28 protein-coding genes are annotated in these 26,482 nt (G+C 73.4%); 1 reads left to right on the top strand and 27 read right to left on the bottom strand.

Annotation, left to right across the window (positions count from 1 at the left end; genetic code table 11):
- Positions 1–15 precede the first annotated feature (15 nt).
- The 3 genes from Gocc_RS04325 to Gocc_RS04320 are packed head-to-tail and all read right to left on the bottom strand — an operon-like array spanning position 16 to position 2,617.
- Positions 16–1,317, bottom strand: coding sequence for a thymidine phosphorylase (locus Gocc_RS04325; RefSeq protein WP_220150444.1), 1,302 nt, complete (start codon positions 1,315–1,317; stop codon positions 16–18).
- Positions 1,314–1,454, bottom strand: a complete 141-nt coding sequence (locus tag Gocc_RS15980) for a hypothetical protein (RefSeq protein ID WP_181813361.1) — start codon at positions 1,452–1,454, stop codon at positions 1,314–1,316. The genes Gocc_RS04325 and Gocc_RS15980 overlap by 4 nt, the downstream gene beginning before the upstream one ends.
- Entirely contained in the window at positions 1,451–2,617 is a 1,167-nt protein-coding gene (locus Gocc_RS04320; RefSeq protein WP_114795317.1) for a phosphopentomutase, read from the bottom strand. Before Gocc_RS04320 ends, Gocc_RS15980 begins: the two co-directional genes overlap by 4 nt.
- Before the next feature lie 20 nt (positions 2,618–2,637).
- Between Gocc_RS04320 and Gocc_RS16875 the strand changes: the two genes are divergently transcribed.
- Positions 2,638–2,772 (top strand): hypothetical protein, encoded by a 135-nt coding sequence (locus Gocc_RS16875; RefSeq protein WP_281268414.1) that lies wholly within the window; start codon positions 2,638–2,640, stop codon positions 2,770–2,772.
- Between the two features lie 120 nt (positions 2,773–2,892).
- On the opposite strand, the gene ald is transcribed toward Gocc_RS16875, so the two are convergent.
- The 24 genes from ald to ruvX form a co-directional block, all read right to left on the bottom strand.
- Positions 2,893–4,014 carry an alanine dehydrogenase gene (ald, locus tag Gocc_RS04315; protein ID WP_114795788.1) on the bottom strand — a complete coding sequence of 374 codons (1,122 nt, stop codon included), beginning with the start codon at positions 4,012–4,014 and terminating at the stop codon, positions 2,893–2,895.
- Positions 4,015–4,076: 62 nt separating this feature from the next.
- Entirely contained in the window at positions 4,077–5,063 is a 987-nt protein-coding gene (locus Gocc_RS04310) for a DUF3866 family protein (RefSeq protein ID WP_114795316.1), read from the bottom strand.
- A gap of 1 nt (position 5,064) precedes the next feature.
- Positions 5,065–6,180 carry a M20/M25/M40 family metallo-hydrolase gene (locus Gocc_RS04305; RefSeq protein WP_181813360.1) on the bottom strand — a complete coding sequence of 372 codons (1,116 nt, stop codon included), beginning with the start codon at positions 6,178–6,180 and terminating at the stop codon, positions 5,065–5,067.
- A 12-nt stretch (positions 6,181–6,192) separates the two neighbouring features.
- Positions 6,193–7,842 carry a CTP synthase gene (locus Gocc_RS04300; RefSeq protein ID WP_114795314.1) on the bottom strand — a complete coding sequence of 550 codons (1,650 nt, stop codon included), beginning with the start codon at positions 7,840–7,842 and terminating at the stop codon, positions 6,193–6,195.
- On the bottom strand, positions 7,839–9,059 hold the full coding sequence (locus tag Gocc_RS04295; protein ID WP_114795313.1) for a glycosyltransferase: 1,221 nt from the start codon (positions 9,057–9,059) through the stop codon (positions 7,839–7,841). Before Gocc_RS04295 ends, Gocc_RS04300 begins: the two co-directional genes overlap by 4 nt.
- On the bottom strand, positions 9,056–9,940 hold the full coding sequence (locus Gocc_RS04290; protein WP_181813359.1) for a copper transporter: 885 nt from the start codon (positions 9,938–9,940) through the stop codon (positions 9,056–9,058). The genes Gocc_RS04295 and Gocc_RS04290 overlap by 4 nt, the downstream gene beginning before the upstream one ends.
- 65 nt (positions 9,941–10,005) lie before the next feature.
- Entirely contained in the window at positions 10,006–11,133 is a 1,128-nt protein-coding gene (gene steA / locus Gocc_RS04285) for a putative cytokinetic ring protein SteA (protein ID WP_114795311.1), read from the bottom strand.
- Between the two features lie 219 nt (positions 11,134–11,352).
- Positions 11,353–12,993 (bottom strand): DNA repair protein RecN, encoded by a 1,641-nt coding sequence (locus tag Gocc_RS04280; RefSeq protein WP_181813358.1) that lies wholly within the window; start codon positions 12,991–12,993, stop codon positions 11,353–11,355.
- A gap of 65 nt (positions 12,994–13,058) precedes the next feature.
- Complete coding sequence (locus Gocc_RS04275; RefSeq protein ID WP_181813357.1) at positions 13,059–13,868, bottom strand: NAD(+)/NADH kinase; 810 nt, start codon at positions 13,866–13,868, stop codon at positions 13,059–13,061.
- On the bottom strand, positions 13,855–14,616 hold the full coding sequence (locus Gocc_RS04270) for a TlyA family RNA methyltransferase (protein WP_114795308.1): 762 nt from the start codon (positions 14,614–14,616) through the stop codon (positions 13,855–13,857). Before Gocc_RS04270 ends, Gocc_RS04275 begins: the two co-directional genes overlap by 14 nt.
- Positions 14,617–14,682: 66 nt before the next feature.
- Positions 14,683–15,450: a polyprenyl synthetase family protein gene (locus Gocc_RS04265; RefSeq protein ID WP_147281179.1), complete on the bottom strand. Its 768-nt coding sequence runs from the start codon at positions 15,448–15,450 to the stop codon at positions 14,683–14,685.
- A complete protein-coding gene (locus Gocc_RS04260; protein WP_114795306.1) occupies positions 15,437–15,640 on the bottom strand; it encodes a hypothetical protein in 204 nt (67 codons plus the stop codon). The genes Gocc_RS04265 and Gocc_RS04260 overlap by 14 nt, the downstream gene beginning before the upstream one ends.
- Positions 15,637–16,029: a transcription antitermination factor NusB gene (nusB, locus tag Gocc_RS04255; RefSeq protein WP_114795305.1), complete on the bottom strand. Its 393-nt coding sequence runs from the start codon at positions 16,027–16,029 to the stop codon at positions 15,637–15,639. The genes Gocc_RS04260 and nusB overlap by 4 nt, the downstream gene beginning before the upstream one ends.
- Positions 16,026–16,331: a hypothetical protein gene (locus tag Gocc_RS04250; RefSeq protein WP_114795304.1), complete on the bottom strand. Its 306-nt coding sequence runs from the start codon at positions 16,329–16,331 to the stop codon at positions 16,026–16,028. Before Gocc_RS04250 ends, nusB begins: the two co-directional genes overlap by 4 nt.
- Positions 16,328–17,686 carry an acetyl-CoA carboxylase biotin carboxylase subunit gene (locus tag Gocc_RS04245; protein WP_114795303.1) on the bottom strand — a complete coding sequence of 453 codons (1,359 nt, stop codon included), beginning with the start codon at positions 17,684–17,686 and terminating at the stop codon, positions 16,328–16,330. The genes Gocc_RS04250 and Gocc_RS04245 overlap by 4 nt, the downstream gene beginning before the upstream one ends.
- Positions 17,687–17,691: 5 nt before the next feature.
- Complete coding sequence (accB, locus tag Gocc_RS04240; RefSeq protein ID WP_114795302.1) at positions 17,692–19,497, bottom strand: acetyl-CoA carboxylase biotin carboxyl carrier protein; 1,806 nt, start codon at positions 19,495–19,497, stop codon at positions 17,692–17,694.
- Positions 19,498–19,627: 130 nt separating this feature from the next.
- Entirely contained in the window at positions 19,628–20,194 is a 567-nt protein-coding gene (gene efp / locus Gocc_RS04235) for an elongation factor P (protein ID WP_220150443.1), read from the bottom strand.
- A gap of 32 nt (positions 20,195–20,226) precedes the next feature.
- Positions 20,227–21,267, bottom strand: a complete 1,041-nt coding sequence (locus Gocc_RS04230) for a M24 family metallopeptidase (RefSeq protein ID WP_114795301.1) — start codon at positions 21,265–21,267, stop codon at positions 20,227–20,229.
- Positions 21,264–21,695, bottom strand: coding sequence for a type II 3-dehydroquinate dehydratase (locus Gocc_RS04225; RefSeq protein ID WP_114795300.1), 432 nt, complete (start codon positions 21,693–21,695; stop codon positions 21,264–21,266). Before Gocc_RS04225 ends, Gocc_RS04230 begins: the two co-directional genes overlap by 4 nt.
- A 187-nt stretch (positions 21,696–21,882) precedes the next feature.
- Positions 21,883–23,316, bottom strand: coding sequence for a bifunctional shikimate kinase/3-dehydroquinate synthase (locus Gocc_RS04220; protein ID WP_181813356.1), 1,434 nt, complete (start codon positions 23,314–23,316; stop codon positions 21,883–21,885).
- A complete protein-coding gene (locus Gocc_RS04215) occupies positions 23,298–24,392 on the bottom strand; it encodes a chorismate synthase (protein WP_114795298.1) in 1,095 nt (364 codons plus the stop codon). Before Gocc_RS04215 ends, Gocc_RS04220 begins: the two co-directional genes overlap by 19 nt.
- 42 nt (positions 24,393–24,434) lie before the next feature.
- Entirely contained in the window at positions 24,435–25,184 is a 750-nt protein-coding gene (locus Gocc_RS04210) for a shikimate dehydrogenase family protein (RefSeq protein ID WP_220150442.1), read from the bottom strand.
- Positions 25,185–25,245: 61 nt separating this feature from the next.
- On the bottom strand, positions 25,246–26,094 hold the full coding sequence (mltG, locus tag Gocc_RS04205) for an endolytic transglycosylase MltG (protein ID WP_114795297.1): 849 nt from the start codon (positions 26,092–26,094) through the stop codon (positions 25,246–25,248).
- Positions 26,091–26,480, bottom strand: a complete 390-nt coding sequence (ruvX, locus tag Gocc_RS04200) for a Holliday junction resolvase RuvX (protein WP_114795296.1) — start codon at positions 26,478–26,480, stop codon at positions 26,091–26,093. Before ruvX ends, mltG begins: the two co-directional genes overlap by 4 nt.
- Positions 26,481–26,482: the final 2 nt, after the last annotated feature.

The raw sequence follows: 26,482 nt of genomic DNA, 5'->3' as shown, positions 1-26,482 counted from the left end.
CTCGCTGCCGGTGCCCTACTCGACGACGTCGAGCACGATGCCGCGCGCGGGCGGTGCCTCGTCCACGAGCTCGTACGCCGCCAGGACGGCGCTCACGGCCTTTCCGGCGGCGCTCTCGTCCCGAGCGTGCACCTCGGCGAGGTCGTCCCCGGCGAGCACCGTGTCGCCGCGCTTGGCGAAGCAGACGACGCCGACCGCATGGTCGATCGGGTCGGCCTTCGTACGGCGGCCTGCGCCGAGCTCGAGTGCCGCGATGCCCACTGCCAGCGCCCGCACGCCCGCGACGACCCCGTCCCGCGGCGCGCGCACCGGCATGCGCACGGGCGCCTCGGGCAGGGCGGAGAGGTCGGGGTCGCCTCCCTGGGCGCGGATCCAGCGCTCGTAGACGGCGAGGGCGGACCCGTCCGAGAGCGCCTGCTCGGCGCGACGCCGCCCCTCGGCGAGGTCGATCCCGAGGTCGGAGAACGCGAGCAGCCTGGCGCAGGCGTCGAGCACGAGCTCGCCGAAGTCGCCGGGGCCGACGCCGCGAAGCGTGTCGACGGCTTCGCGGATCTCGAGCGCGTTGCCGACGGCACGCCCGAGCGGCTGGTCCATGTCGGTCAGCAGGCACACGACCTGCTTGCCGGCGCGGTGCCCGAGGTCGAGCATCTGCGCGGCGAGCGCGCGGGCGTCGTCGAGCGTCTTCATGAACGCGCCGTCGCCGACCTTGACGTCGAGGACGATCGCGTCTGCCCCCGCGGCGAGCTTCTTGGACATGATCGAGGAGGCGATGAGGGGCATGACGTCGACCGTCGCCGTGACGTCACGGAGCGCGTAGAGCTTCTTGTCGGCCGGCACGAGATCGGCGCTCTGGCCGACGATCGCCATCCCCACCTCGCGCAGCTGCGCGATCATCTCCTCCGTCGTCAGCTCGACGCGGAAGCCGGGGATCGACTCGAGCTTGTCGAGCGTGCCGCCGGTGTGGCCGAGGCCCCGGCCGCTCATCTTCCCGAGCGGCACGCCGCATGCGGCGACGATCGGCCCGACCGCGATCGACGTCTTGTCCCCCACCCCGCCCGTCGAGTGCTTGTCGACGACCTTGCGCCCGAGCGCCGCACCGAGGTCGAGCGTCTCGCCCGAGCGGATCATCGCGTCCGTGAGCGCGAACGTCTCCGCGGCCGAGAGGCCCTTGAAGTACGCCGCCATGCACCATGCGGCCATCTGGTAGTCGGGCACCTCGTCGCGCGCGTAGGCGAGGATCAGCTCGGACACCTCGCCGGCCGAGAGCTCGCCGCCGTCGCGCTTGCGCTCGATCAGCTCCGCGGGGCGGATCGTCACGCGGCCCTCGGCGCGACGAAGACGACCGGCGTGCGGCGGACGGCGACGGGCAGCTCGAGCTCCGGCAGCGGCACTCCCGCTGCAACGCTCCCGAGCGTGATCGACGCGTCGACGGCGTGACCCTCGTGCCTGCTCACGGATCGATGATCGGCGAGCCGGGGGCGCCCTTGCCCGGGTGCTTGCCGCCGAGCCAGGCGCACACCGTGGCGCCGACGTCGCCGAACTCTCCCTCGTGGATCCGACCTGCCGCGTTCTTCCCCACGGCGTACGCGAGCAGCAGCGCGTGCTCGCGCGAGTGGTCCGTCGACGGCGTCGTGGGGTCGCAGCCGTGGTCGGAGGTGAGGATGAGCAGGTCGCCGTCGCGCAGGGCCTCGAGGATGTCCGGCAGCCGGCGGTCGAAGTCCTGCAGGCAGCGGTGGAAGTTGACCGGGTCGTTGCGGTGCCCCCACAGCTGGTCGGTCTCGACGAGGTTCGTGAACACGAAGCCTTCGGCGACGTTCTCGAGCAGCTCGAGCGTGCGGTTGATCCCGTCCACGTTCGACTTCGTCGGAAACGACTCGTCGATGTCGCAACCGGCGAAGATGTCCGAGATCTTCCCGACCCCGTACACGGTGTTGCCGGCGGCGCGGATCGCGCTCAGGTAGTTCGGGCGCCGCGGCTCGAGCGAGAAGTCGTGTCTGTTCGGCGTGCGCTCGTAGTGGCCCGGGGCGCCGAGGAACGGGCGCGCGATGACGCGTCCGACGGCGTGCTTGCCGGTGAGGATCTCCCGCGCCGCACGGCAGGCGCCGTAGAGCTCCTCCAGCGGGATCGTCTCCTCGTGGGCCGCGATCTGGAACACCGAGTCGGCCGACGTGTACACGATCCACTTGCCGGTCTTCTGGTGCTCCTCACCGTACTCGAGGATCACCTCGGTGCCCGACGCCGGCTTGTTGCAGAGCACCCCCCGCCCGGTGCGGTTCATGAACGGGTCGATCACGTCGTCCGGGAAGCCGTACGGGTAGGTCGGGAACGCGACCGGCGTGACGATGCCCATCAGCTCCCAGTGGCCCGCCGTCGTGTCCTTGCCCTTCGACCGCTCGACCAGCCTCCCCGCCACCGCCGGCGCGCCCGGCTGCGGCGGGCAGCCTGCGAGCGGCTCGACGTTCCCGAGCCCGAGCGCCTCGAGGTTGGGCAGGTCGAGACCCCCGACCGCGCGGGCGACGTTCCCCAGTGTGTCCGAGCCCTCGTCCCCCCACTCGGCCGCATCCGGCAACGCTCCCGCGCCGACGGCATCGAGCACGATCACGCACGCGCGCGGCACGCCGGTATCCTACTTCGTGGATGAACACGATCCTCGGACTGGTGGAGCTCGTCATCTACGTGCTCGCGATCCTCGCCCTCTCGGCGGCCCTCACCTGGACCGTGATCCGCATCTCGCCCGCCCAGTCGGCCAAGCGCAGATCCGACAAGGGCTGACGCCCGCACGGCGCCTGCAGATCCTCACTCGCCGGCGCCGGGCTCGAGCGGGCCCTCCTCGCCGGCCCGGCGCCCGCGAGCGGCTCCTGGACGACCGGGGGAGGGAGAGCCGACGCGGGGTCAGACGCGCGCGGGAACGGCGTCGGCGAGCGGTGTGTACGGGAGCCCGTGCGCGTCGGCCACCGCGCGGTACGTGATCTTGCCCGCGGTCACGTTGACGCCCCGGGCGAGCGCCGGATCGTCGGCGATCGCCCGCCCGGCCCCCTTGGCCGCGATCGCCTCGACGTAGGGCAGCGTCACGTTCGTGAGCGCCTTCGTCGACGTGACCGGCACGGCCCCGGGCATGTTGGCGACGCAGTAGTGGACGATCCCGTCGACCTCGAACACCGGGTCGTCATGCGTCGTCGCGTGCGACGTCTCGAAACAGCCACCCTGGTCGATGGCGACGTCGACGAGCGCGGCTCCGCGCTTCATGAGGGACAGCATCTCGCGCGTGACAAGCTTCGGCGCGAGCGCACCGGGCACGAGCACGGCACCGATCACCATGTCGGCGTCGGCTATCGCCTCCTCGATCTGCAGCCGGCTCGACATGGCGAGGCTGATGCGCCCGTTCAACATCGACTCGAGATCGCGCATACGGTCGACCGACCTGTCGAGCACCCAGACGTCGGCCTGCATGCCGACCGCGATCAGCGCCGCGTTGAACCCCACGACGCCCCCGCCCAGCACGACCACCTTCGCCGGCGGCACCCCCGGAACGCCGCCGAGCAGGATCCCGCGCCCGCCGTGCGCCTTCTCGAGCGCCCAGGCGCCCATCTGCGGCGCAAGCCGGCCCGCCACCTCGCTCATCGGCGCCAGCAGCGGCAGCCTCCGATCCGCCGTCTCGACCGTCTCGTACGCGATCGCCGTGACACCCGAGTCGACGAGCGCCCTCGTCAACGGCGCGTCGGCCGCGATGTGCAGATACGTGAACAGCGTCAGGCCCTCGCGCAGCCGCCCATACTCCGCCGCGACCGGCTCCTTCACCTTCAACAGCAGCTCGGCCGTCGCCCACACCTCGTCCACCGAAGCCGTCCGCGCGCCCACCGCCGCGTACTGCTCGTCGGCGAAACCGGAGCCGACGCCCGCACCCTCCTCGACCACCACCTCGTGCCCGTGCCGCACGAGCTCGAGCGCCCCCGCCGGCGTCAACGCGACACGGTACTCCCGCGGCTTGATCTCTCTGGCGACGCCGATCCGCATGGCGGCGGGACGATAGCGGAACACGGCCACGGCGGCACGTCGCTACGATCGGCGCCCTTCCGTCAGTCGAGATATCGGGACGCGAGCCGCCCGGCGGCGAACGCAGCGGCGAAGAACCCGGGATCCTCCGCGGGGCCGCGGCCCATGTGCGCGAGCGGCAGTCCGGCACAGGCTTCGGCCCAGCCGTCGACGTCGACCTCCGTCACGGGCCTGCCGAGGGACGGCTCTCCGAGCATGGCCGGCCACGCGATCTCGTAGTCGCCGACGCAGAAGCGCAACGCCGAGCGGGTGTGGTGCGATACGCCGCGATGCCGGTCACGCGGGTCGCCGTCGGAGAAGCGCACCGTCACGATCGCACGGCCGCCGAGCGCCACCGTCGCGTTCACCGCCGCGGCGAGCGCCAGACCGCCGTGACCGTACTCGGAGCCGGTGCCGACGATGCCCGGGCCGACCCCGCAGACGACGGCGTCGAACCCGTCCTGCCTCGCCCACGCCAGCGCACCCGGGAGCGTCACCGCCTGCACGTCGCCGTCGTGGCACGGCGCCACCGCGACCGCGGTGTCGAGCAACCGCCTGCTCTTCAGCGCGCGAACCGTGTCGGAGAGCGCGACCGGCAGCGCGCCGCCGGCGATCTGCACGAACGCGACGCGCCGTCCGCGGCCGATCGCGGCCGCCGCCGGCGCGACCTGGCTGTGCAGGCCGCAACACACGACCGGCATGCCGCCGAGCGACCCGGCAAGCGCGCCGCTCTCCTCCACGCAGCGGGCAGCCGACTGGGCGACGCCGTAGGGCAGCGCCATCACGTGAGCGCCGTCGGCCGCCGGCAGGCCGAGGCCGCGGGTGAGATTGGCGTAGAGGAGGTCGAACCCACCGGACCCGAGCTCCAGATCGCGCGCCTGCGTGTTCACGAGCACGATGTCCCCCACCTCGACCGGGCCCGTCTGGCGTGGGTAGGCGATGCACGGAACGCCGTCGACCTCGCACCGGATCAGCTCGACGAGCCGTTGGGAGACCGCGGTGACGGTACCGAAGCGCAGGCTCAGCGCCATCTCAGCGCTCCTCCAGCGCCGCAGCCACGAGCGCCAGCGTCACCTGCACCATGCCCTCGAGGTCGGCGACGGCGATGCGCTCGTCCGGCGTGTGGATGTCGATCATGCCGTTGGCGAGGTTGACGCACTGCAGGCCACGCTGGTTGAACACGTTCGCGTCGGCGGCCCCACCGGAGAGAGCGGTCGACGGCTCGAAGCCGGCCCGCCGCAGGGCCCGCTGCGCAAGCCTCACCGGCAGGTCGTCGGCACGGAAGCGGTAGCCGCGGTACTGCTCGACCACCTCGACCTCGACGGTGCAGTCAGACACGCTCGCCGCGAAGGAGAACGTGTCGAGCATCTCCTGCACGAGCTCGGCGAGCTTGCGCTCGTCGTGGGAGCGCGCCTCGGCGTGCACGACGCACCACTCGGGCACGATGTTGCGGGCCGTCCCGCCGCTCACGATGCCGACGTTCGCCGTCGTCTCCTCGTCGATGCGGCCGAGCCGCAGATCCGCGATCGCGCGCGCGGCGGCTGCGATCGCCGAACGCCCCTCCTCTGCCGCCATGCCCGCGTGCGCGGCACGGCCGTGGAAGCGAACCTCGAAGGAGCGCGCATACGGAGCCCCGAGGATGATCTGGCCGATGGGCGCCGCCTGGTCGTACACGTAGCCGACGCGGGCCTCCAGGCGCGCGGTGTCGAAAGCGTCGGCGCCGAGCAGCCCGACCTCCTCCTTCGGCGTGAACAGCAGCTCGACGCCGGCGTGCGGGAGCCCTGCGGCGACGATCCGCCGTGCCGCCTCGAGCATGACCACGACGGCGGCCTTGTCGTCTGCGCCGAGGATCGTGCCCGCAGCGTTCCGCACGACGCCGTCCTCGACGGTCGGCACGATCGGCGCCGACGGCGGCACCGTGTCCAGATGGGCGCACAGGAACAGCGGCACGCCGCCGTCGACCCGACCCGGCAGGCGGCAGAGCACGTTGCCCATCGTCGAGCCGATCGCAGGGCCGCACGCGTCCTCGTCCCACGGCACGCCGATCTCGTCGAGGACGCCGATCACGCGATCGGCGACGGCACGCTCCTCGCCGGGAGGGCTCGGGATCGAGGCAAGCTCGAGGAAGAGCTCGACGGCGTCGGGCACGGGCACGCGCCGCTATGAACGCGCGGCCTGCACGGACATGCGCCCTCGCGTCCGGGCCCGCTCGAGCGCGGCGGCGACGAACTCGCGGAACAGCGGCGCCGGCCGCGTCGGCCGCGACTTGAACTCCGGGTGGAACTGGCTCGCGAGAAACCACGGGTGATCGGGCAGTTCGACGATCTCCACCAGGCGCCCCTCCTGGAACGTGCCGGAGACGACGAGCCCGTGCGCGACGAGCTGCTCGCGGTACTGGTTGTTCACCTCGTAGCGGTGCCGGTGGCGCTCGTGGATCGTCGGCTCGCCGTAGACCTCACGCGTGCGCGTGCCCTCGGCGAGCTCCACCGCCTGCGCGCCGAGCCGCATCGTGCCGCCGAGATCCTCGATCTCCTTCTGCTCGGGCAGCAGGTCGATGACCGGATACGGCGTCTCGGGGTCCATCTCGGTCGAGTTGGCGCCCTCCATGCCACACACGTGGCGGGCGAACTCCGACACGGCGACGTGCATGCCGAGGCAGATGCCGAGGTACGGGATGCCCTGCTCGCGCGCGACCCTGCACGCGAGGATCTTTCCCTCCCACCCGCGCGAGCCGAAACCGCCGGGGACGAGCACGCCGTCGACCGTCTCGAGCTCCTCGACCGCCTCGTCGTAGGTCATGTTCTCGGAGTCGAACCAGCGCACACGCACCATCGCCCCCTGCTGCACCCCTGCGTGCTTGAGCGCCTCGTGCACCGACAGGTACGCGTCGTGGAGCTTGATGTACTTGCCGACGAGGGCGATCTCGACGTCCTCGCGGCGTCGACCGATCTTGTCCGTGAGCTCCTGCCACTCGCCGAGCACGGCGGGCGCAGTGTCGAGCCCGAGCCGCTCGCACACGAGCGTGTCGAGCCCCTCGGCCTGCAGGCGCTCGGGGACGAGGTACACGTCGGCCACATCCGGGCAGGCGATCACCGCATCCAGGTCGACGTCGGCGAAGAGCGCGATCTTGTCGCGAATCTCCTCGGACATCTCCTCGTGCGAGCGGCAGACGACGATGTCGGGATGGATGCCGATGCGGCGGAGCTCGTTGACGGAGTGCTGCGTCGGCTTCGTCTTCAGCTCTCCGGCGGCTTCGATGAACGGGACGAGCGTGACGTGCAGGTAGAGGACGTTCTGCTGCCCCACCTCACGGCGGAACTGCCGGATCGCCTCGAGGAACGGCAGCGACTCGATGTCGCCGACGGTGCCGCCGATCTCCGAGATGACGACGTCGGCCGGCTGCGCTGCGGCGCCGCGGCGGATGCGCGCCTTGATCTCGTTCGTGATATGGGGGATCACCTGCACCGTGGCGCCGAGGAACTCGCCCTTGCGCTCCTTGCGCAGCACCGTGTCCCAGATCGCACCGGCGCTGTGGCTGCCGTTGCGGGAGATGTTCTCGTCGATGAAGCGCTCGTAGTGGCCGAGATCGAGGTCGGTCTCGGCCCCGTCCTCGGTCACGAACACCTCGCCGTGCTGGAAGGGGCTCATCGTTCCCGGGTCGACGTTGAGGTACGGGTCGAACTTCTGCGCCTGCACGCGCAGGCCGCGCGACTTCAACAGGCGACCCAGCGATGCCACGACGATGCCCTTCCCGAGAGCGGAGACGACGCCGCCCGTGACGAACACGTACTTGGTCGGGCGGTCGCTCACGGAGTCCTGCCGGCGGCGTCGAGCTCGCGCAGGAGGGGAGTCGACTCGATCAGGCGTCCGAGCGAGCGGCGCTCACCGACGAGGGTCAGAGCGGCCAGCGCCCCGATCGCGCCCCACCGCCTGCGTCCCGTGAGCGTCCGCACGGAAGCGAAACCTAGCACGGCCCCCAGTGCGTTCGATCCCGCGTCTCCGAGCATCGCCATCTCCCGAAGATCGTAGGGCGCGAGCAGGACGGCCATCCCGGCCGCCCCCCGGGGCACGCGCCGAAGGAGGAGCGCGCCGAGCGCGAAGCCCTTGAGCGCGCGTCCGGGCCGCGTGTCGAGCTGGTTGACGGTGTTCGCGCACAGGCCGACGAGCAGCGCGCCGGAGAGCGAGCGGGTGCGCAGGAGAGCGTACAGCGGGATGCCGACGAGCTTCAGGGTGCCGGTCGTCGCACCGCCGCGAAGATGGCCGCAGAAGCCCCGCTCGGGGCCGCTCCAGAGGTCGTCGGCGAGGCCGATCGCGGCCACCGGGGCCGATGACGGCTGGGCCAGGCCGACGAGCGCTCCGACGAGGGGCAGGCGAAGCCCCCGGAAGTTGACGCCCTGGGGGCCGCACGCGAGCACGATCTGGGCGAGCTGCCGCCCCCGGTGGAGGAAGCCGCGCAGGTCGCGCCCGGTCGCCCGGTGCGCCAGATCCAACTCGATCTCGCGCACCTGCAGGCCGGCGCGCACCGCGTCGATCGTCATGCGGGTCTCCACGCCGAAGCCCGCCGCGACCGGGAACACGGCGGCGCGCGCGCGTGGGGAGAGCGCGCGCTGCCCCGACAGCGGCTCACCGGCGTCGAAGCCTGCCCGCGCGCGGATGAGCGCCCGCGCCGCCCGCTTCGCGATTCCGAAGCCGCCGCCCTGGCGCCGGGCGAAGGCCGCGATCGCGAGGTCGGCACCCGTGCCGACGAGCGGCCGCAGGTCGCCCGCGAGATCGGCGTCGCAGAGCAGCAGCGGCCCCGGCGGGCATCGCCGCTCGGCGAGGGCGAGCGCCTGCCCCTTGCCCCGGCGCTGGAGCCTGATCACCCGCGCGCCGGCGCGCTCCGCCGCCGCAGCCGTGCCGTCCCGGGAGCCGTCGTCGGCGACGACGACGGCCGCCTCGGGGAAGAGGTCGCGCAGCCCGAGCACCGTGGCCGCGATCCGCTCCTCCTCGTCACGGGCGGCGACGAGGATGGTGAGCTCGCCCGTCACCCGCGCGGCGGGGTGGTCTCGATCGGCGGCAGCACGCCGTCACCCGCATCCTCCTCGACGCCGTAGCTGCCGGGCTGCGCGCCGTCGAGCACGAGCACGAGCGCCAGCCTTCCGGCGGCCGTCTCGACGGAGTCGACGGTGGAGAGGCCGCCACGGGCGAAGGCCGGGATCGCGCTCGGCACGACGCCGGACTCCTCGACCCCGACGGCCGGCGCGCCCGAGCGCGCGAGACCGCTGTAGAGGGACGAGAGGAACTGCTTGGTCGGCCCGCGCTGCGGCGCTGCGGGCCGCGCGACGACGACGGCGTCGGCGGGCGTGCGCGAAGGGCCGGACTGCTCCTCGACGATCACCCCGTCGAGCGCGTCCCAGAGGGGGGTCTTGCCACCGCCTGCGAACTCGCGGGCAAGCCCGCGCGCGAGCTCGTCGATGCTGTCCGGGCCCGCGTAGCCGTCGAGCGCAGGCTGGGCGGCCAGCGCGTCCTGGACGCGCTGCTCTTCGAGCGGCACGCCGATCGCGCGCGTGCGCACGATCCGTCCGCCCGCGTCGCGAACCGCCCGCGCCACGGCGAAGGACACGGTCGGGTCGACCGGGCCGACGAACAGCACCGCGACGCGCTTGCCCTGGAGGCGCCCCGCAACGAGCACCGGGTACGTGCCCGTTGCGAAGTCCTGCAGCGCCCGCCGGCCGCGCTCGGCAGCGTCGAGGAGCCCGTTCGCCGCGTCGCGCTCAGCCTTCAGCGACGCGATCTGGCTCATCAGGTTACGGCGCTCGGCGTCGTTCACGAAGCCGCGGCCGGAGAGGCCGATGCCGACGAGGATCCCGATCACGAGCGCGACGAAGACCGCCGTCAGCGACGCCACGTGGTAGCGGAGGTCGAACACGGCCCCAGTCTCGCAGAGACGCAGCGCTTCGATGTCCGCCCTCGCCCGCGCGCGTCGGGGCGGGGCTACAGCCCGAGCGCGTCTGCGAGGCTGCGCGTGAGCAGCTCGATGACGTTGCGCAGAGCGGGCGAGACGAGCACCGCGACGACGATCGCGGTCACGCCGGCGGCCGCGAACGCCGCGAGCGGCCACACGCCCACACGGCGGGAGACGAGGCGCGACACGCCCTTGGCGTCGACCAGCACCTCCCCCACCTTCAGGCGGGTCACGAACGTCGACGCCATCCCCGCCCGGTTGCGCTCCATGAACTCGACGAGGTTGAAGTGCGTGCCGACCGCGACGATCAGCTCGGCGCCGCGGTCGTGCGCGAGCTGGAGCGCGATGTCCTCGCTGATGCCCGGCGCCGAGACGGTGGCGTAGCGGAGAGCCATGCGGGCGAGCCGTTCCGCCCCGGGCGCGCGGCCGTCGGCGTAGGCGTGCACGAGCAACTCGGCGCCGCACCGCAGCGCCCCGTCCGAGACGGAATCGAAGTCGCCGACGATGACGTGGGGCGCGAGCCCGATCTCGAGCAGCGCGTCGGCTCCGCCGTCGACCGCGACGAGCACCGGCTTGAAGTCCCTGATGTACGGGCGCACGATGCGAAGGTCGCGCTTGTAGCCAGGGCCGCGGGCGACGACCACGGCATGGCGATCGCGGAAGCGTGTCTCCAGCGGCGGAAAGTCGATGCTCTGGGCAAGCTGCCGTCCCTCGTCGCGAAGGTGGCGCAGCGTGTTGTCGGCGAACGCCTCGAGCGCCTCGGTGACCCTGCTCTGCTGCGCGGCGAGCTCCGCCGACAGCCTGATCTCGTCGAGGCGCGTGCCCTCGGCGACGCACCTGCCACGACACCAGACGGCGCCGCCGCGCAGGGCGAGCGCATCTCCTTCCCTCACCTCCTCGAACAGCGGTGCGCCCGGCACGTCGATCAGCACGACGCCCGCGCGCACGAGCGCGAGCGGACCCGGGTTGGGGAAGCGGCCCGACATCGACGGCGCAACGTTCACGACGGCGAGCACCCCGGACTCGACGAGCTCCTCCACCGAGACCCTGTCGAGGTCGGCATGGTCGACGATCGCGACGTCGCCGGGACGCAGCCGCTTGACGAGATCCTTCGTGCGCCGGCCGAGCCGGGCCGTGCCTGCGAGCTCAGCGGCCATCAGTCACGTGGAAGGCAGCCCGCGCCGGCCAGCGGCACGAAGCCGGCACGATCTCGGCACGGACACGGCACGGGTCTGCGCGTACCGTGTTGGTAGGGGGGCCGGCGCCCCCTTTCGGGGGTTTGCGAGGACGGGCGGTTTGCGAGGACGCGCAGGTCTGTGCGGACGCGCCGGCCCGGGAGGACGCGAGGGCTCGCGAGGCCGCGACGGAGGCGGCGCTCACGCCTGCGCGTCGCCCGCGACGGCGGCGAGGAACGCCTCCCCGCCGAGCATGCGCTCGAGCTCGGCGCGCCGCTCGTCGTCGGCGAGCCGCTCGATGCGCGTGAGCGTCGGCTCACCGGGCACCTTCTCGACGACGAAGTGCCGCTCGGCGACCTGCGCGATCTGGGGGAGGTGCGTGATCGTGATCACCTGTGCGCGGCCGGCCAGACGGGCCAGCGTCTCGGCGACCCTGTGCGCGCTGACGCCGCCGATGCCCGCGTCGATCTCGTCGAACACGAGCGTCTCGCCTCCCGCGACGGCGGCGAGGGCGAGGGCGACGCGGGACAGCTCCCCTCCCGACGCCGTCTCGGCGACCGGGCCGAACGGCAGGCCCGGATTCGGGCGGATCAGGAACACCGCCTCGTCGGCTCCCGTCGGCCCGGGCTCGCGCTCGCGCAGCTCGACACGGAACTCGCCGTCGCCCATGCCGACGCCCCGCAGCTCCGCGGCCACCCGCTCGGCGAACGCCGCCGCACGGTCCCGCCGCGCTTCCCGCAGGTCGCGGACGAGGTCGTCCACGACCGCCCGGACGGACTCGACCTCGGCGGCGGCGGCAGCGAGCGGATCGCCTGCGGCGGACACGTCCTCGAGCTCGTCGCGCGCCCCGTCCCGCTGCGCCAGCAGGTCGTCGAACGTGTGCGCCCCGAAGCGCCGGCGCGCCTCCGCGATGAGGTCGAGCCGCTCCTCGACCGCCTCCACGCGTGCGGGGTCGGCCTCGAGCGAAGCGAGGTAGCGGTGGAGGTCGCTCCCGACCTCGCGCAGCCGCAGTGCGAGGTCGCGCAGCTCCTCGGCCGCCGCGCCGAGCTCGGGTGCGAGCCGCTCGAGCGGCGCGAGCGCGCGCTCGGCCGCCGCCGTGAGCGCCGACGCGCCCTCCCCCTCGTCGGGGGCGATCGCCTGCACGGCCGCGGCAGCGCCCTCCGCGATCTCCGCCAGATGCCGCATGCGCTCGCGCTCGGCCCGCAGCGACTCCTCCTCGCCCGGTTGGAAGCTCTCGGTCGCCGCCACGAGCGCCCGCAGCTCCGCGAGCCGCGTCTGCGCAGCGCCGGCGTCGAGCGCCAGCGCCTCGTGCGCCCGGCGTGCCGCCGCGAGCGACCGCCAGGCGGCCCGCAGCGCGCGGCGCCGCTCCAGTTGCCCCGGGCCGCAGAACGCGTCGAGCGCGTCCAGCTGGAAGGCGGGCCGGGCGAGCCGGCGCTGCTCGAACTGGCCCGACATCGCGATCAGCCGCTCCGCCGCCCGCGCCAGCTCCTCGCGGCCCAGCGCCCGTCCCCACGCGTAGGCGCGCGTGCGCCCGTCGGCGAACACCCGCCGCGCGAGCACCAGGCCCCGCTCGTCTTCCGGGCGAAGCTCGGCGATGACCGAGATGTCGTCGTCGTCGAAGAACCCATCCGGAACGTCGAGCTCCGCCTCCACGTAGGCCTCCGTGCCGTGAGGACCCACGGCCGACGTGTCGCCGCGGGTGCCGAGCAGCAGGCCGATCGCCTGCGCGAAGATCGTCTTGCCCGCGCCCGTCTCGCCCGTGAGCACGTTCAGCCCCGCAGCGAGCTCGAGGTCGGCCTCACGGATGAGGACGAGGTTCTCGATCCTGAGCCGTCGCAGCACGAGAGAGATCGTAGACGGGCGACGCCGGTATGACGACTGTCCCGGAGAGACGGGTGCCTTGCAGCTCAGTGGGCGAAGCTGTGCCGGTAGCGCGAGACGAAGGTCGCCTCCGGCAGCGTGCCGAACAGCGAGCGCTGCTCGCCGAGCCGGACAGCCACGCCGTCGCCCGGTGCCGCGTCGGCGACGCGATGGCCGTCGACGAGGACGGCGCAGGAGACGTCGGCCGTCCGGTTCCACGCGAGCACGTCACGACCACGCGGGATCACGAGCGGGCGCGCGTGCAGGTTGTGCGGCGCCACGAACGTGACCGCCATCGCGTCCAGGCCCCACATCAGCACGGGACCGCCGTTCGAGAGGTTGTAGGCGGTCGAGCCCGACGGCGTCGTGCAGATGAGCCCGTCGCACGGGACGCGCCCGAGATCCTCCCCGCCGATCGCCCATTCGATCTCCACCATGCGCCCGAGCTCCGCGCTCGTGATGACGGCGTCGTTGACGGCGGTGAAACGCCGGCCCCCGATCTCGACGTCGAGCGTCGCGAGCTCTACGACCTCCGTCGCCCCGGCGAACACGCGCGCCACGCCCGCCTCGAGCTCCTCACTCGGGATCGAGCTGAGGAAGCCGACGCGCCCGAAGTTGACACCGATCACCGGCACGCCCGTGCCGAGGAACTTCTGCAGCGCCCGCAGCATCGTGCCGTCGCCGCCGAGCACGATCGCCACGTCCACGCCAGGCGCCGGATCGTCGGCCGAGAGCACGACCAGCTCGACCGAGGCGTCCCGTGCCGCCGACTCCAGGCGCGCCAGGCCCGCGCCGATCTGCTCGGGGCGCCCGTGCAGCACGACGGCGGCCCGGGCGACGGCCCTAGCCGACGGCATCGTCGATCCAGCGGTCGAGGTCATCGGGGAGGGTCGGCTCCGGGTCTGCGACGAGGTGGACGATGAACTCCCGGTTGCCCTTCGGCCCCGGGAGACCGGAGTCTACGACGCCCGCGACCCGCGCACCCCATGCGCCCGCCTGCGCGCAGACCTCGGCGAGCACGCGGCGGCGCACCTCCGGGTCGCGCACGACCCCCTTCGGGACGTCCGCGCGACCGGCCTCGAACTGCGGCTTGACGAGCACGAGCGCCTGCCAGCCCGGCGCGGCCAGGCGCAGGATCGGCGGCAGTGCCGTGCGGACGGAGATGAACGAGACGTCGCAGACGACGAGTTGCGGCGGAAACGGCAGCTCCGCGACCGCGCGCGCGTTCGTGCGCTCGAGGACGGTCACCCGCGGATCCTCGCGCAGCCTCGGGTGGAGCTGGCCGTAGCCGACGTCGAGAGCGACCACCCGCGCCGCGCCGTGCTGGAGCAGGCAGTCCGTGAACCCGCCCGTCGAGGCGCCCACGTCGGCGCAGTCGCGTCCTCCCGGATCGACGCCGAGGAGCGCGAGCGCGCGGGCGAGCTTCTCGCCGCCACGGGAGACGAACCGCGGCGGCCGCTGCACCTCGAGCTCGACGGCCTCGTCCACCTGCGCGCCCGCCTTGTCGTACCCGCGCACGAGCCCGGCGAGCACGAGCGCCTGTGCCTGGCTCCGCGTCTGCGCCAGACCGCGCTCCACGAGCAGCACGTCGAGCCGCTTCTTCATCGTGCCCGCAGGCTAACCGGGATCTCGCCTCCGGCGCGGGCATGGCCGACCGCCGCCGTCCACCCGCTACGACGTCCGCACGGCGAGGCCGTCGACGACCGCGACGAGGACCGAGGTGTCGGCGGGGATCGCCGCGAGAGCGGAGCGGGCAGACGACGCAGCCTCGGCGGCGAGCAGGCGGGCGGCGTCGCCGCCCAGGCGGGCCGCGTAGCCGTCTCCGTCGAGCACGTCGTCGACGATCTGGAACAGCAGTCCGAGCTCGTCGCCGAAGGCCCGCCAGGGCGCCTGCGCCTCGTGCGGCACGCCGACCGCCCACAGCCCGAGACCGACGGACGCGGCGAACAGCCGTCCCGTCTTGAGCCGGTGCAGCTCGGAGAGGTCGACGTTCGCGTGCGTGATGTCGAGGTACTGACCTCCGATCATCCCGAGCGTGGCCTCCGCGAGCTCGCGTGCCGGGGCGGTCGTGGGATACGAGAGCGCGAGACGGAACGCCTCGGCCAGCAGCGCGTCGCCGGCAAGCAGCGCGACGCCCTCCCCGAAGACGACGTGGGTGCTCGCGCGCCCGCGGCGCTCGTCGTCGTCGTCGAGCGCCGGCAGGTCGTCGTGCACGAGCGAGAATGCGTGCACGAGCTCGAGGGCCGCCGCCGCCGGCAGCGCCGCCTCCGCCTCGCCGCCCGCCGCCTCGGCGACAGCAAGGCAGATGACGCCGCGGATCCGCTTGCCGCCGGCGAGCGCGTAGCGCATCGACTCCTGCTGCTGCCCGAGCTCCCCGGTCAATGCCAGGTCGGACACGTATCCGTCGACGAGCGCGGCCAGGCGGTCAGGCGCCTGCATCGGCGCTCGCGCGGGCACGCTGGATCTCGGCCTCGATCTCCTTCGCGATCTCGGCGATCTCCGTCAGGTCGTCTACCGCCGCGTCGGCGTCACCCGCGTCGGCGAGCCGCTCCAGGCCCTCCAGCTTCACGCGCAGGCGCTCGAGCAGCTCCTGCGCACGCTCGAGCCCCTCGCCGCTGCCTGTGCTCATGCCGCTTCCGCCTCGCGCTGGATGCGCCCGAGGATGCCGTTGACGAGCCGTGCGGCGTCGTCGCTCGCGTACCGCTTCGCGAGCACCACCGCCTCGTTGATCGCCACCTCGTGTGGCACCGTCTCCTCCTCGAGCTCGTAGACGCCGATCCGCAGCACGTTCCGCTCGAGCGTACCGAGACGATCGGCGGGCCAGCCCTCCGAGGCGGCGGAGATGCGCTCGTCGAGCGCGCCGGCACGGGCGGCCACTGCCTCGGCCAGCTCGAGCGCGAAGTCGTCGGGCGTTCCGTCGTAGAGCGAGGCGAGCGCCTGTCCGGTCAGATCCCACTGGTAGAGCAGGAAAAGCGCCGTGCGGCGCGACCTGCGGCGACCGACCTTCGCGGTCGTCATGCCAGCTCCTCGAAGGAGACGTCGACGGACACGGCGAGACCGGTCGAGGCCGAGAGCGCCGCGGCGACGGCGTGCTGCACACGCTCGCCCACTTCGGGCAAGACGCCGTCGAGCGGCCCCGTCAGCGCCACCTCGACATGCGCGCTGCCGTCGTCGACGGAGACATCGACCCGGCGCCGGGGCCGCCGCACGTGGACGCCTGCGACCGACTCGGCGGCATGCACGACGACCGACGCGAGCGCCGCGCTCGTGACCTCGATCTTCCCGAGCGTCCCCGCCACGACGAGGCGATCGCGCCTCACGCGGGACGAAGGGACGGGAGACGGTCGTGCATCTCCGCAAGGTAGCTGGTCGAGTACGCGCCTCCCTGGAACTCGCGCGAGCGCAGGATGTCGAGCGCGAGCTCGCGCGTGGTCGGGATGCCCTCCACCTCGAGCTCCTCGAGCGCCCTGATCGCCCGCGCGATCGCGGCGGGACGGTCGTCGTCGCGGACGATCACCTTCGCGATCATCGAGTCGTAGTAGGGCGGGATCCGCGCCCCGTCGACGACGGCGGTGTCGACGCGCACACCGGGCCCGAGCGGCGGTCGGAAGCGGGTGACGAGGCCGGGGGCGGGCGCGAAGTCGCGAGCCGGGTCCTCCGCGTTGATGCGGATCTCGATCGCATGGCCCGATCGCGGCGCGCGACCGGTGAGCGGAAGGCGCGCCCCGGCGGCGATGCGCACCTGCTCGCGGACGATGTCGATCCCCGTCGTCAGCTCGGTGACGGGGTGCTCGACCTGCAAGCGGCAGTTCACCTCGATGAACGAGGGCTCGCCGCTCGGGCCGAGCAGGAACTCGAACGTGCCGGCGTTGACGTAGCCGAGCCGCCGGCAGGCACGCTCGACCGACGCCTCCATCTCCTCGCGCGTCTCCGCTGTCAGAGCCGGCGACGGCGACTCCTCGACCAGCTTCTGGTGGCGCCGCTGGATCGAGCACTCCCGCTCGCCCATCGTGAGCACGCCCCCGTGCCCGTCGCACAGCACCTGGATCTCGACGTGCCGGGCCGGCACGACGGCGCGCTCGAGGTAGAGCGAGCCGTCCCCGAAAGCGGCCTCGGCCTCGTGGCGTGCGGCGTCGTACGCGGCCTCGAGCTCGTCGTGGGACGAGACGACCCGCATGCCCTTGCCACCGCCGCCCGCAGAGGCCTTCAAGAGCACCGGAAACCCGATCTCCGCCGCGGCGGCGCGCATCCCGGCCAGGTCGGCGACGCCGTCGCTGCCGGGCACGAGCGGGACCCCCGCGGCCCGCATCTCCGCCTTTGCGCGGGCCTTGTCGCCGGCCTTCTCCATCACGTCCGCCGGCGGGCCGATGAACACGAGGTCGTTCTCCTCGCAGGCGCGCACGAACGCGGGGTTCTCCGACAGGAAGCCGAAGCCCGGGTGCACCGCCTCGCAGCTCGTCGTCTCGGCGGCGCCGATCACGTTGGGGATGCTCAGGTAGCTGTCGGTCGCCGACGGCGGCCCGATGCAGACCGCTCGATCGGCCATGCGCACGTGCAGCGCGTCGCGCTCCGCCGTCGAGTAGACGGCGACCGCCTCGATCCCCATCTCGTGCAGCGCCCGGATCACCCGCACGGCGATCTCACCCCGGTTCGCGACGAGGACGCGGGAGAACACGGCGGCTAGACGATCGGCTGCGCGTCGAGCGGATCGAGCTCGAACAGGAGCTGCCCGAACTCCACCGGCTGGCCGTTCTCGACGTGGATCGCGCGCACACGGCCGTCCTGCTCCGCCTTGAGCTCGTTGAACAACTTCATCGCCTCGAGCAGGCAGAGCGTCTGGCCGGCCGCGACGACGTCGCCGACCTCGACGAACGCCGGCGATCCCGGATCGGCCGAGCGATAGAAGACGCCGACCATCGGCGACTCGACCCGCACCGTGCCGGCCGGGGCAGCGGGCGGCAGCGACGGCTCGGCCTGCTCGGCGATCGCGGCGAGAGGCGCGGCGCTGACCACCTGCACCTCCTCGGCGCGCCTGACGGAGACGCGCATGCCGCCGTCCTCGATCTCGATCTCGCCGACGCCCGATTCCTGCACGATCCTGACGAGCTCTCGGATGCGCTCCGCCCGCGTCGCGTCGACGTCGCCCTGGAGCAGCGACGCCTCGCGCGAGTGGCGCTGCCGGATCGTCTGCAGCAGCGTCTGCGCCTCCTCGCCGAACATCGCGAGCAGCACGAGGTCCTCCTCGCTTGCCGCGAGCCCCTCCGCGGCCTCGCGCACGTCATCCGCGCTCGGAGGGTCGTCGTCCAGGGCAGGGGAGCTGCCGGTGACGAGCTCGACCGCGCGCGCCACGCCCGCCTCGATCGGCACCGGCGTCTCGCCGTAGCCGCCCTCGACGAGCAGCCGGAACTCGTCCAGCACGGTGCCGTAGCGGCTCGCGGAGAGCACGTTCAGCAGCGCCTGCGATGCGAGGATCTGCCCGATCGGCGCCGCGAGCGGCGGCCAGCCGGCTTCGGCACGGATGCGGCCGACCTCGAACAGGGTGTCGAGCAGTCGGTCGCCTGCGGCATGCGCGCGCAGATGCACGTCGAGCGCCGCCACGAGCCCGGCGGGGAGGTCGTACTCCGCCGCGCGGACGGCGATCCGCGGCGCGACGGGCGCGACGGGCTCGTCGCCGATGTGCTCGTCGATCACGTCGGCCGCCGCCCACAGAGGCGCCGTGTCGACGCCCGTGTCGCGACCGAGCCCGTGCAGCGCGTCGACGAGCGACTCGCCCGGCACGCGGTGGAGCGCGAGCGCGAGCGGATAGACGGCGGTGGCGACGAGGTCGGCGCCGACGCGCGTGGCGACGAGGGCGTTCGCGAGGCCCGTTCCGGACGCGCCCTGCACGTACAGGCCGACCGGCAGGCCCGTCGCGTCGCGCAGCCGCTCGACGAGCTCCTGGGTCAGATGCGGGAGGAGCGCCCCGGTCGGGTCGTTGACGAGCACGCGCGAGGCCCCGAGGTCGGCGATCTTCCTCGCCTGCTCGACCAACGCGTCGATCTCGCCGGCGCGGCCGGGGCTGTAGACGAGCCCGGCGTGGAACTGCCTGCCGGCGTCGACGATGGCGCGGCCGGCCTCGCGGAGGTTCGAGACGTCGTTGAGCGGGTCGTGGAGCCGGAACACGTCGATGCCGTTCTCGGCCGCGCACGAGACGAAACGCCGCACGATGTCCGTCGAGACGGGTTTCGACCCGACGAGGAAGCGTCCGCGCAGCGCGATGCCGAGCGGGGTGGTCGTACGCGCGGCGAGCGCGCGGATGCGCTCCCACGGGCTCTCGACGCCGCGCCGCACCGCGGCGTCGAACACGCCGCCCCCGGAGACCTCGAGGCAGGCGAAGCCGGCGCGGTCGAGGATCTCCGCGATGCGCAGCACCTCGCCCGTCGGCACCTTGCCGGCGAGAGGCTCCTGCGAGAGCAGGCGGATGGTGGTGTCGACGAGCTGCGGCATGTCGGGGTGGGACCTTAGCGTGGAGACTGGCGGTTCGACTCCGATTGCCGGGCCGAGGTTGCAGGAAGCCACGGCGGTCGCGCGCGGGCAGGCGGCGCCGGGCGCTCGCGCCCGCGGCCGGGTCGCCCGTTCAGGCCCTCGAGATGTAGCGCGCCTCGCGCGGGTCGACCTTGATGCGGTCACCCGCGTTCACGAACAGCGGCACCTGCACGACGGCGCCGGTCTCGAGCGTCGCCGGCTTGGTCACGTTCGAGACGGTGTCGCCCTTGACGCCGGGCTCGGTCTCGGAGACGACGAGCTCGACCGAGGCGGGAAGCTGGATACCCGACGGCTTGCCGTTGACGGCGAGCATCTGCACCGTGGACGACGGCAGCATGTACGACAGCTCGAGCTCGACCTCGGCGGACGGCACGGCGAACTGCTCGTACGACTGCTCGTCCATGAAGTGCGCCTCGGTGCCGTCGTCGTAGAGGAACTGCACGTTCTTCACCTCGGTGTGGACGCGCGGGAACTTCTCGCCTGCCCGGAACGTGTCGTCGACGACGGCGCCGGTCTCGAGGCTCTTCAGCTTCGTGCGCACGAACGCACCGCCCTTGCCCGGCTTGACGTGCTGGAACTCGACGATCCGCCACACACCGCCGCGATGCTCGATGTGCATGCCGTTCTTGAACTGGTTGGTGTTGACGATCTCGGCCATTCGGCGGCGCAGGATACCTTCGATGCGGGCGGTCAGGCGACCGTGACGAGATCCTTCGTGAAGTGCGTGAGGACCTCGCAGCCGTCTGCGCCGACGGCGACGATGTCCTCGATGCGGCAGCCGCCGACGCCCGGCAGGTAGAGGCCGGGCTCGACGGTGACGACGTTGCCGGCCTCGAGCGTGTCCTCCGACTCGGGCCGCAGCGTCGGCGCCTCGTGCACCTCGAGGCCGACGCCGTGACCGAGCCCGTGACCGTAGCGCTCGCCGAGCTCCGCGGCGGCGATCGCGACGCGCGAAGCGGCGTCGACGTCCCGTCCGGCAGCGCCGGCGCGCACCGCGGCGAGCCCGTCGAGCTGCGCGCGCAGGACGAGCGCGTACGCGTCGGCGAGCTCCGGTGGCGGCGTGCCGGTGGCGAACGTGCGTGTGCAGTCGGAGCAGTAGCCGTCGACGACGCATCCGATGTCGACCGTCACGAGCGTGCCGGCCGGGATCACGTCGCCGCCCGGATGGTGGTGCGGCATGGCGCCGTTGCGCCCGGCCGCGACGATGGAGCCGAACGCGAGCGCCTGCGCGCCGCGCTCGCGGAACGTCCGCTCGATCCACCAGGCGAGGTCGGCCTCGCTGCGGCCCGTGAACCGCTCGGCCGCGAGCGCCGCATACACCTCGTCCGAGATCGCGGCGGCGCGCCGGATGGCATCGATCTCCGCGGCGTCCTTGACGGCGCGCAGGCCCTCGACCACCCCTTCCGTGGGAACGAGCTCGACCCCGGCGCGCGCGAGCGCCTCGTGGGCCGCGTAGCTGACGTGCGCCGCCTCGAACCCCACGGTGCGGCCGCGGAGCAGCTCGGCGAGCGCCGAGAGCACGGCGCGGCGCGTCTCGACGAAGGTGACTCCCGCGACGGCTCGGGCCGCCTCGGCGTAGCGGAAGTCCGTGTACAGGGTGGTGGCGCCGCCCGGCTCGACGAGCAGCGCGCAGTTCGAGCTCTCGAAGCCCGTCAGGTAGCGCACGTTCGGCGCGCACGTGACGAGGAGGGGCTGGGAGAGGCGCTCGCCGAGTCGCGCGAGCCTGCTCATGCGCGCTGCCCGCCGAGAAGCGCGAGCGCCTCCCGGTATCCGTCGAAGCCCTTGCCGACGACCCGCATGCCGCCGAGCCCCTCGAGCACCGAGAAGCGCCGCCACTCCTCCCGCTCGTCGACGTTCGAGAGGTGCACCTCGACGAACGGGTTCGCAAACGGCTCCAGGGCGTCGCGGATCGCCCAGGAGTAGTGCGTCCAGGCGCCCGGGTTGAGGATGAGCCCGTCGGCGGCGCCGAGCGCGTGGTGGATGAACTCCACGTACTCGCCCTCGTGGTTGGTCTGGCGGCAGCGCACCTGCAGGTCGAGCTCGCGCGCCCACGCGTAGACCTGCGTCTCGAGGTCCTGCAGCGAGCTGTCCCCGTAGGTGCCGGGGTCGCGCTTGCCGAGCAGATCGAGGTTGACCCCGTTGAGCACGTCGATGCGCATCGTGCGGGGACTCTAGTCGAGTCGGTCTAGTGCGCCCTCTCATAGCCTTCGACCTGGAACGGGCGCGCGAAGCGCGCCCCTTCAGGATCACGCGGTCCAGCAGCGGAGCTGCTGGACCGCGTGCAGCGAGCATCGAGTGCGGCGTCTCGCAACGAGACTTTCCGGTGGAACGTTGCGAGACGCCGCACTAGTCGACGATCAGGTCGTCGAGCGCGGCGCGCACCTCGGCCACGGGCACCTCGACGCCGAAGCGCGGCTCACCGCTGCGCTCGAGCAGGACGAGCCGCGGCGAGCGCCCGCGCGCCTTCTTGTCGCGCGCGAGCGCGGCCCAGGCGGCATCGCGATCGACGCGGACGGGCTCCGGCGCGAGCTCCCGGGAGACGACGGCGAGCGCCTCGTCGTTGCCGGACAGCCGCAGCGCCGCGACCAGGCCGAGCGCCACGGCGCGGCCGTGCGGCAGCTCGTACCCCGCGGCGGCCTCGAGCGCGTGCGCGAAGGTGTGGCCGAGGTTGAGCACGGTGCGCGGCCCCCGGTCGTGCGGGTCGGCGAGGCACACGGCCGCCTTGTAGGCGGCGCAGCGGCGCACGAGCTCGTGCTCGGGCAGCTCCCAGAACGGCTCGCCGGCGAGCAGTCCTGTCTTCACGACCTCGGCCATGCCGTTCGCCCGCTCCGCTGCGGGGAGCGTCTCGAGCACGCCGGCGTCGATGACGACCCGGGTGGGCCAGTGGAAGGCGCCGACGAGGTTCTTGCCGCCCGGGAGGTCGACGGCGGTCTTGCCGCCGATCGCGGCGTCCACCTGGCCGACGAGCGTCGTGGGCACGGCGACCCATGCGACGCCGCGCATGTAGGTGGCGGCGGCGAAGCCGGCGAGGTCGGTGGTGCAGCCGCCGCCGAGCGCGAGGATCGTGCCGTCGCGCCCGATCCGCAGCGCCCGCCACAGGCGCTCGAGCACGGCGATCGCCTTCGCGGCCTCTCCGGGCGGCACCTCGTGGGTGGCCACGTCGCGGTCGCCGAGGGCGAGCTGTGCGGTGACCCCGTGGATGCCTGCGACGTTGGCGTCGGCGACGATCTCGACCGGGGCCGCGCCGGGAACGAGCTCGGCGAGCAGGTCGAGCGCGCCGATCTGCACGTGCACACCGGCAGCGGCGAGCACGATCCCGTCCAGGTCACGTGCGCGCCCCTGGGCGGCGGCGTCGTAGACGGGCTGCCGCTCGTCGAGGAGCGCGCGGAACGCCTCCTCCCGCTGCGCGAGCGGCCGGCCCGCGTCCCGCACCCGCTGCCACGCCACGTCCGGCTCGATCTCGAGCAGCACCGTGAACGCCCGCTCGCGCAGGCGCCGGCGCGTGGCCTCCGACAGCACCGCACCGCCGCCGAGGGCGACGACCGCGGGCTCGGCGGCCGCGAGCACGTCGGCGGCCACCTCCTCCTCCACGGCGCGGAAAGCGCTCTCGCCCCGCGCGAACAGGTCGGCGACGGTCGAGCCGGTGCGCCGTTCGATCTCGCGGTCGAGGTCGATGAACGGCCGGCGCAGCCGCTGCGCGACACGCTCCCCCAGCGTCGTCTTGCCGGCCCCCATGAAGCCGGCGAGCGCCAGGTGTCGCCCTAGCGCGTTCGCGGCCACTGGATGCGGTCGAGGTACGCGCGGTGGGCGGCGACGAAGTCCTCGATCGCGTCGCCGCCGAACTTCTCCCGGGCCGCGCGCGCGAGCTCCCATGCGACCGCCGCCTCGGCGACGACGGCGAGCGCCTCGACGGCCTGCACGTCGCTGCGCTCGACGAGCGCCTGCGACGGCTCGCCGCTGGCGAGGTCGACCGAGTCGAGCGGCTTCATCAGCGTCGGCAGGGGCTTCATCGCCGCCCGCACGACGACCGGCTCGCCGTTCGTCATCCCCGCCTCGAGGCCGCCGGCGCGGTTCGTGCGCCGCACGAGCCCCGGGTCGATCTCGTCGTGCGCCTCGGAGCCGCGTACGCGGGCGAGCGCGAACCCGTCCCCCACCTCGACGCCCTTGACGGCCTGGATGCCCATCAGCGCGAACGCGAGCCGGGCGTCGAGCCGGTCGCCCTTCTCGGCGTACGAACCGAGGCCCGGCGGACAGCCGCTGGCGACCACCTCGACGATGCCGCCGAGCGTGTCGCGATCCTTGCGCGCGGCGTCGGTGGCCTCGCGCATGCCGTTCTCGCCGCGCGCGCCGCCCACCTCGAGCGGCCGCCCCGCGACGGTGACGCCGATCTCGGCCAGCAGCGCCTTCGCGACGGCGCCGGCGGCAACGTGCGTCGCCGTGTGGCGGGCGCTCGCGCGCTCGAGCGCGTCGCGGACGTCGGCGTGGCCGTACTTGAGCACGCCGGCGAGGTCGGCGTGGCCGGGCCGCGGCAGCGTCACCGGCTTCGTCCCCTTGCCGGCGGGCTCCCCTTCCGGCTCCCACGGGCTCATGCCCCACGTCCAGTTGCGGTGATCGGCGTTGCGGACGACGAGCGTCAACGGCGTTCCCAGCGTGCGCGCGTGGCGCAGGCCGGAGAGAACCTCGACCACGTCCGTCTCGAGCTGCTGGCGCGGGCTGCGGCCGTAGCCCTGCTGCCGGCGGCGCAGGTCGGCGTCGACGGAGCCCCGGTCGAGCCGCAGCCCGGCGGGCAGCCCCGTGAGGACGGCGACCAGGGCGGGACCGTGGGATTCGCCGGCGGTGACGATGCCGAGCGTCATGGCTCGATCCTAGACGCGCGCCGCCGTCCAGGCGACGGTGTGTCAGGGGCGCGCGGCGCGCAGGGCGGCGCGCATGGCGGCGGTCGGGGCGGCACGCCCCGTCCAGCGCGCGAACGAGGCGGCCCCCTGCGCGAGGAGCACGTCGAGACCGTCCACCACCGCTTCGCAGCCCGCGGCGCGCGCTGCGGCGACGAGCGCCGTGTCGCGGCCGTCTTGCAGGTAGGCGAGGTCGACGACCTGCAGGCGCGCGTGCGGCGCCACGACGAGCTCCTCCTTCAGCGGGGTCGCGTTGACGAGGATGTCGAAGCCGCCCGCGGACGGCGGCCAGCCGGAATCGCGCCGGCTCGCCACGGTGACGGCGGCCCCCGCGCGCTCGAGCGCCTCCGCGACCGCGAGCGCCGCGCCCCCGGCACCGAGCACGAGGGCGCGCCGGCCGCCGGCCTCGATCCGGGACACGACCGCGTCCCCGTCCGTGGACGAGCCCAGTACGCGTCCGCCGTCGAACACGAGCGTGTTGACGGAGCCGGCGCGCCGGGCGACCTCGTCGAGCTCGTCGCACAGCGTGATCACGGCCTGCTTGTGCGGGATCGTGACGTTCGCCCCCGCGAAGCCGGCGGCGGCGACGCCCCGCACCGCGTCGGCGAGACGGTCGGGCGGCACGGGAAGCGGGACGTAGGCCCAGTCGAGCCCGAGCGCGGCGAAGCCGGCGTTGTGCATCGGCGGCGACAGCGAGTGCGACGTCGGCCAGCCGAGCAGGCCGACGAGGGTGGTCGTGCCGCGGATCTCGATCACCTCCTCAGTATCGCGGCTGCTGCGCGGGCGCTCGACCGTTGCGCGTCCCGCTCCGCCGCGCTCACGAGCAGGCGTAGCCGAATGCGCACACCTTGCGCAGGAACGCTCCCTCGTCCGCCGTGAAGAAGTGCCGCTTCGTGCCGGGGATGCGAACGTAGTAGAGGTAGTCGACCCGTGCCGGATGAGCAGCGGCCTGCAACGAGGCGAGACCCGGGTTGGCGATCGGCGTCGGCGGCAGCCCGGGGAAGCGGCGGCTGTTGTACGGCGTGTCGCTGCGGAGCGCCGTCTTCGTGAGCGACGCCGTTCCCGGGATATCGAGGCCGTAGCGGATCGTGGCGTCGATGCCGAGCGGCATCCGCTTGCGCAGCCGGTTGTAGATGACGGCGGCGACGAGCTTGCGCTCGGCCGGCGCGACCGTCTCCTTCTCGATCATCGAGGCGATCGTGAGCACGTCGTACGGCGTCAGCCTCTTCGAGCGCGCGTAGCGGAGATCGACCTTCGCGAACGCGCGACGGAAGGCGGCGAGCTGGTCGTCGACGAGCTCCCTTCCGGTCGTCACCTGTGAGAACTCGTACAGAGCCGGGAAGAGGAAGCCTTCGATGTGCCCGCGCTTCCAGTCGGCGACGAACGCCTTCGGCGGCCGCGCCCGTTTCGCCGCTGCCAGGTACGAGGCCCGCGTCAGCTTCGGCGTCACGCCCCGCTTCGCGATCGCGATGCGGCGCACCTCGGCGACGCGCGCGCCCATCTCGCGGACGTTCAGCCCCTCCGGGAAGATGATGCGCAGGCGCTCGAGCGTCGCTGCCGTCGTGGTCGTGCCGGGCGCGGCGCCGCTGCCGCCGCAGCCGGCCAGGGCGAGAGCGGCGACGAGTCCCGCCGCGGCGAGCGCGAGCAGCGCGGGCGCGCGCCTCACCGGCGTGCCTCCCGCTCGAGCCAGCTCTGCAGCAGGTGGGCGGCGGCCCTGGCGTCCTCCGGCGTACCCGACGGCGTGCGGGCCGCGAGCGCCGTCGTGAATCGCTCGTCGAACGTCTCCACCGGCACCTGCACCCGCCCGCGCAGCGCCGTCACGAAGCGCTCGGTCTCCCGTGCCTGCTTGCCGTGCTCGCCGCGCAACGTCAGCGGCAGCCCGACCACGACCCGCTCGACCTCGTGCGCGGCGACGAGCACCGCGATGCGGTCGAGCCCCGTGTCGGCGGCGGCGCTCGCGACGACCCCGAGCGGCCGCGCCAGCGTCCCCGTCGCATCCGAGACCGCGACGCCCGTGCGGCGCGAGCCGTAGTCGAGCGCGAGCACGCGCACGG

This window comes from Gaiella occulta (assembly GCF_003351045.1).
Classification (GTDB): domain Bacteria; phylum Actinomycetota; class Thermoleophilia; order Gaiellales; family Gaiellaceae; genus Gaiella; species Gaiella occulta.
This window is presented reverse-complemented; position numbering and strand designations above follow the sequence as displayed.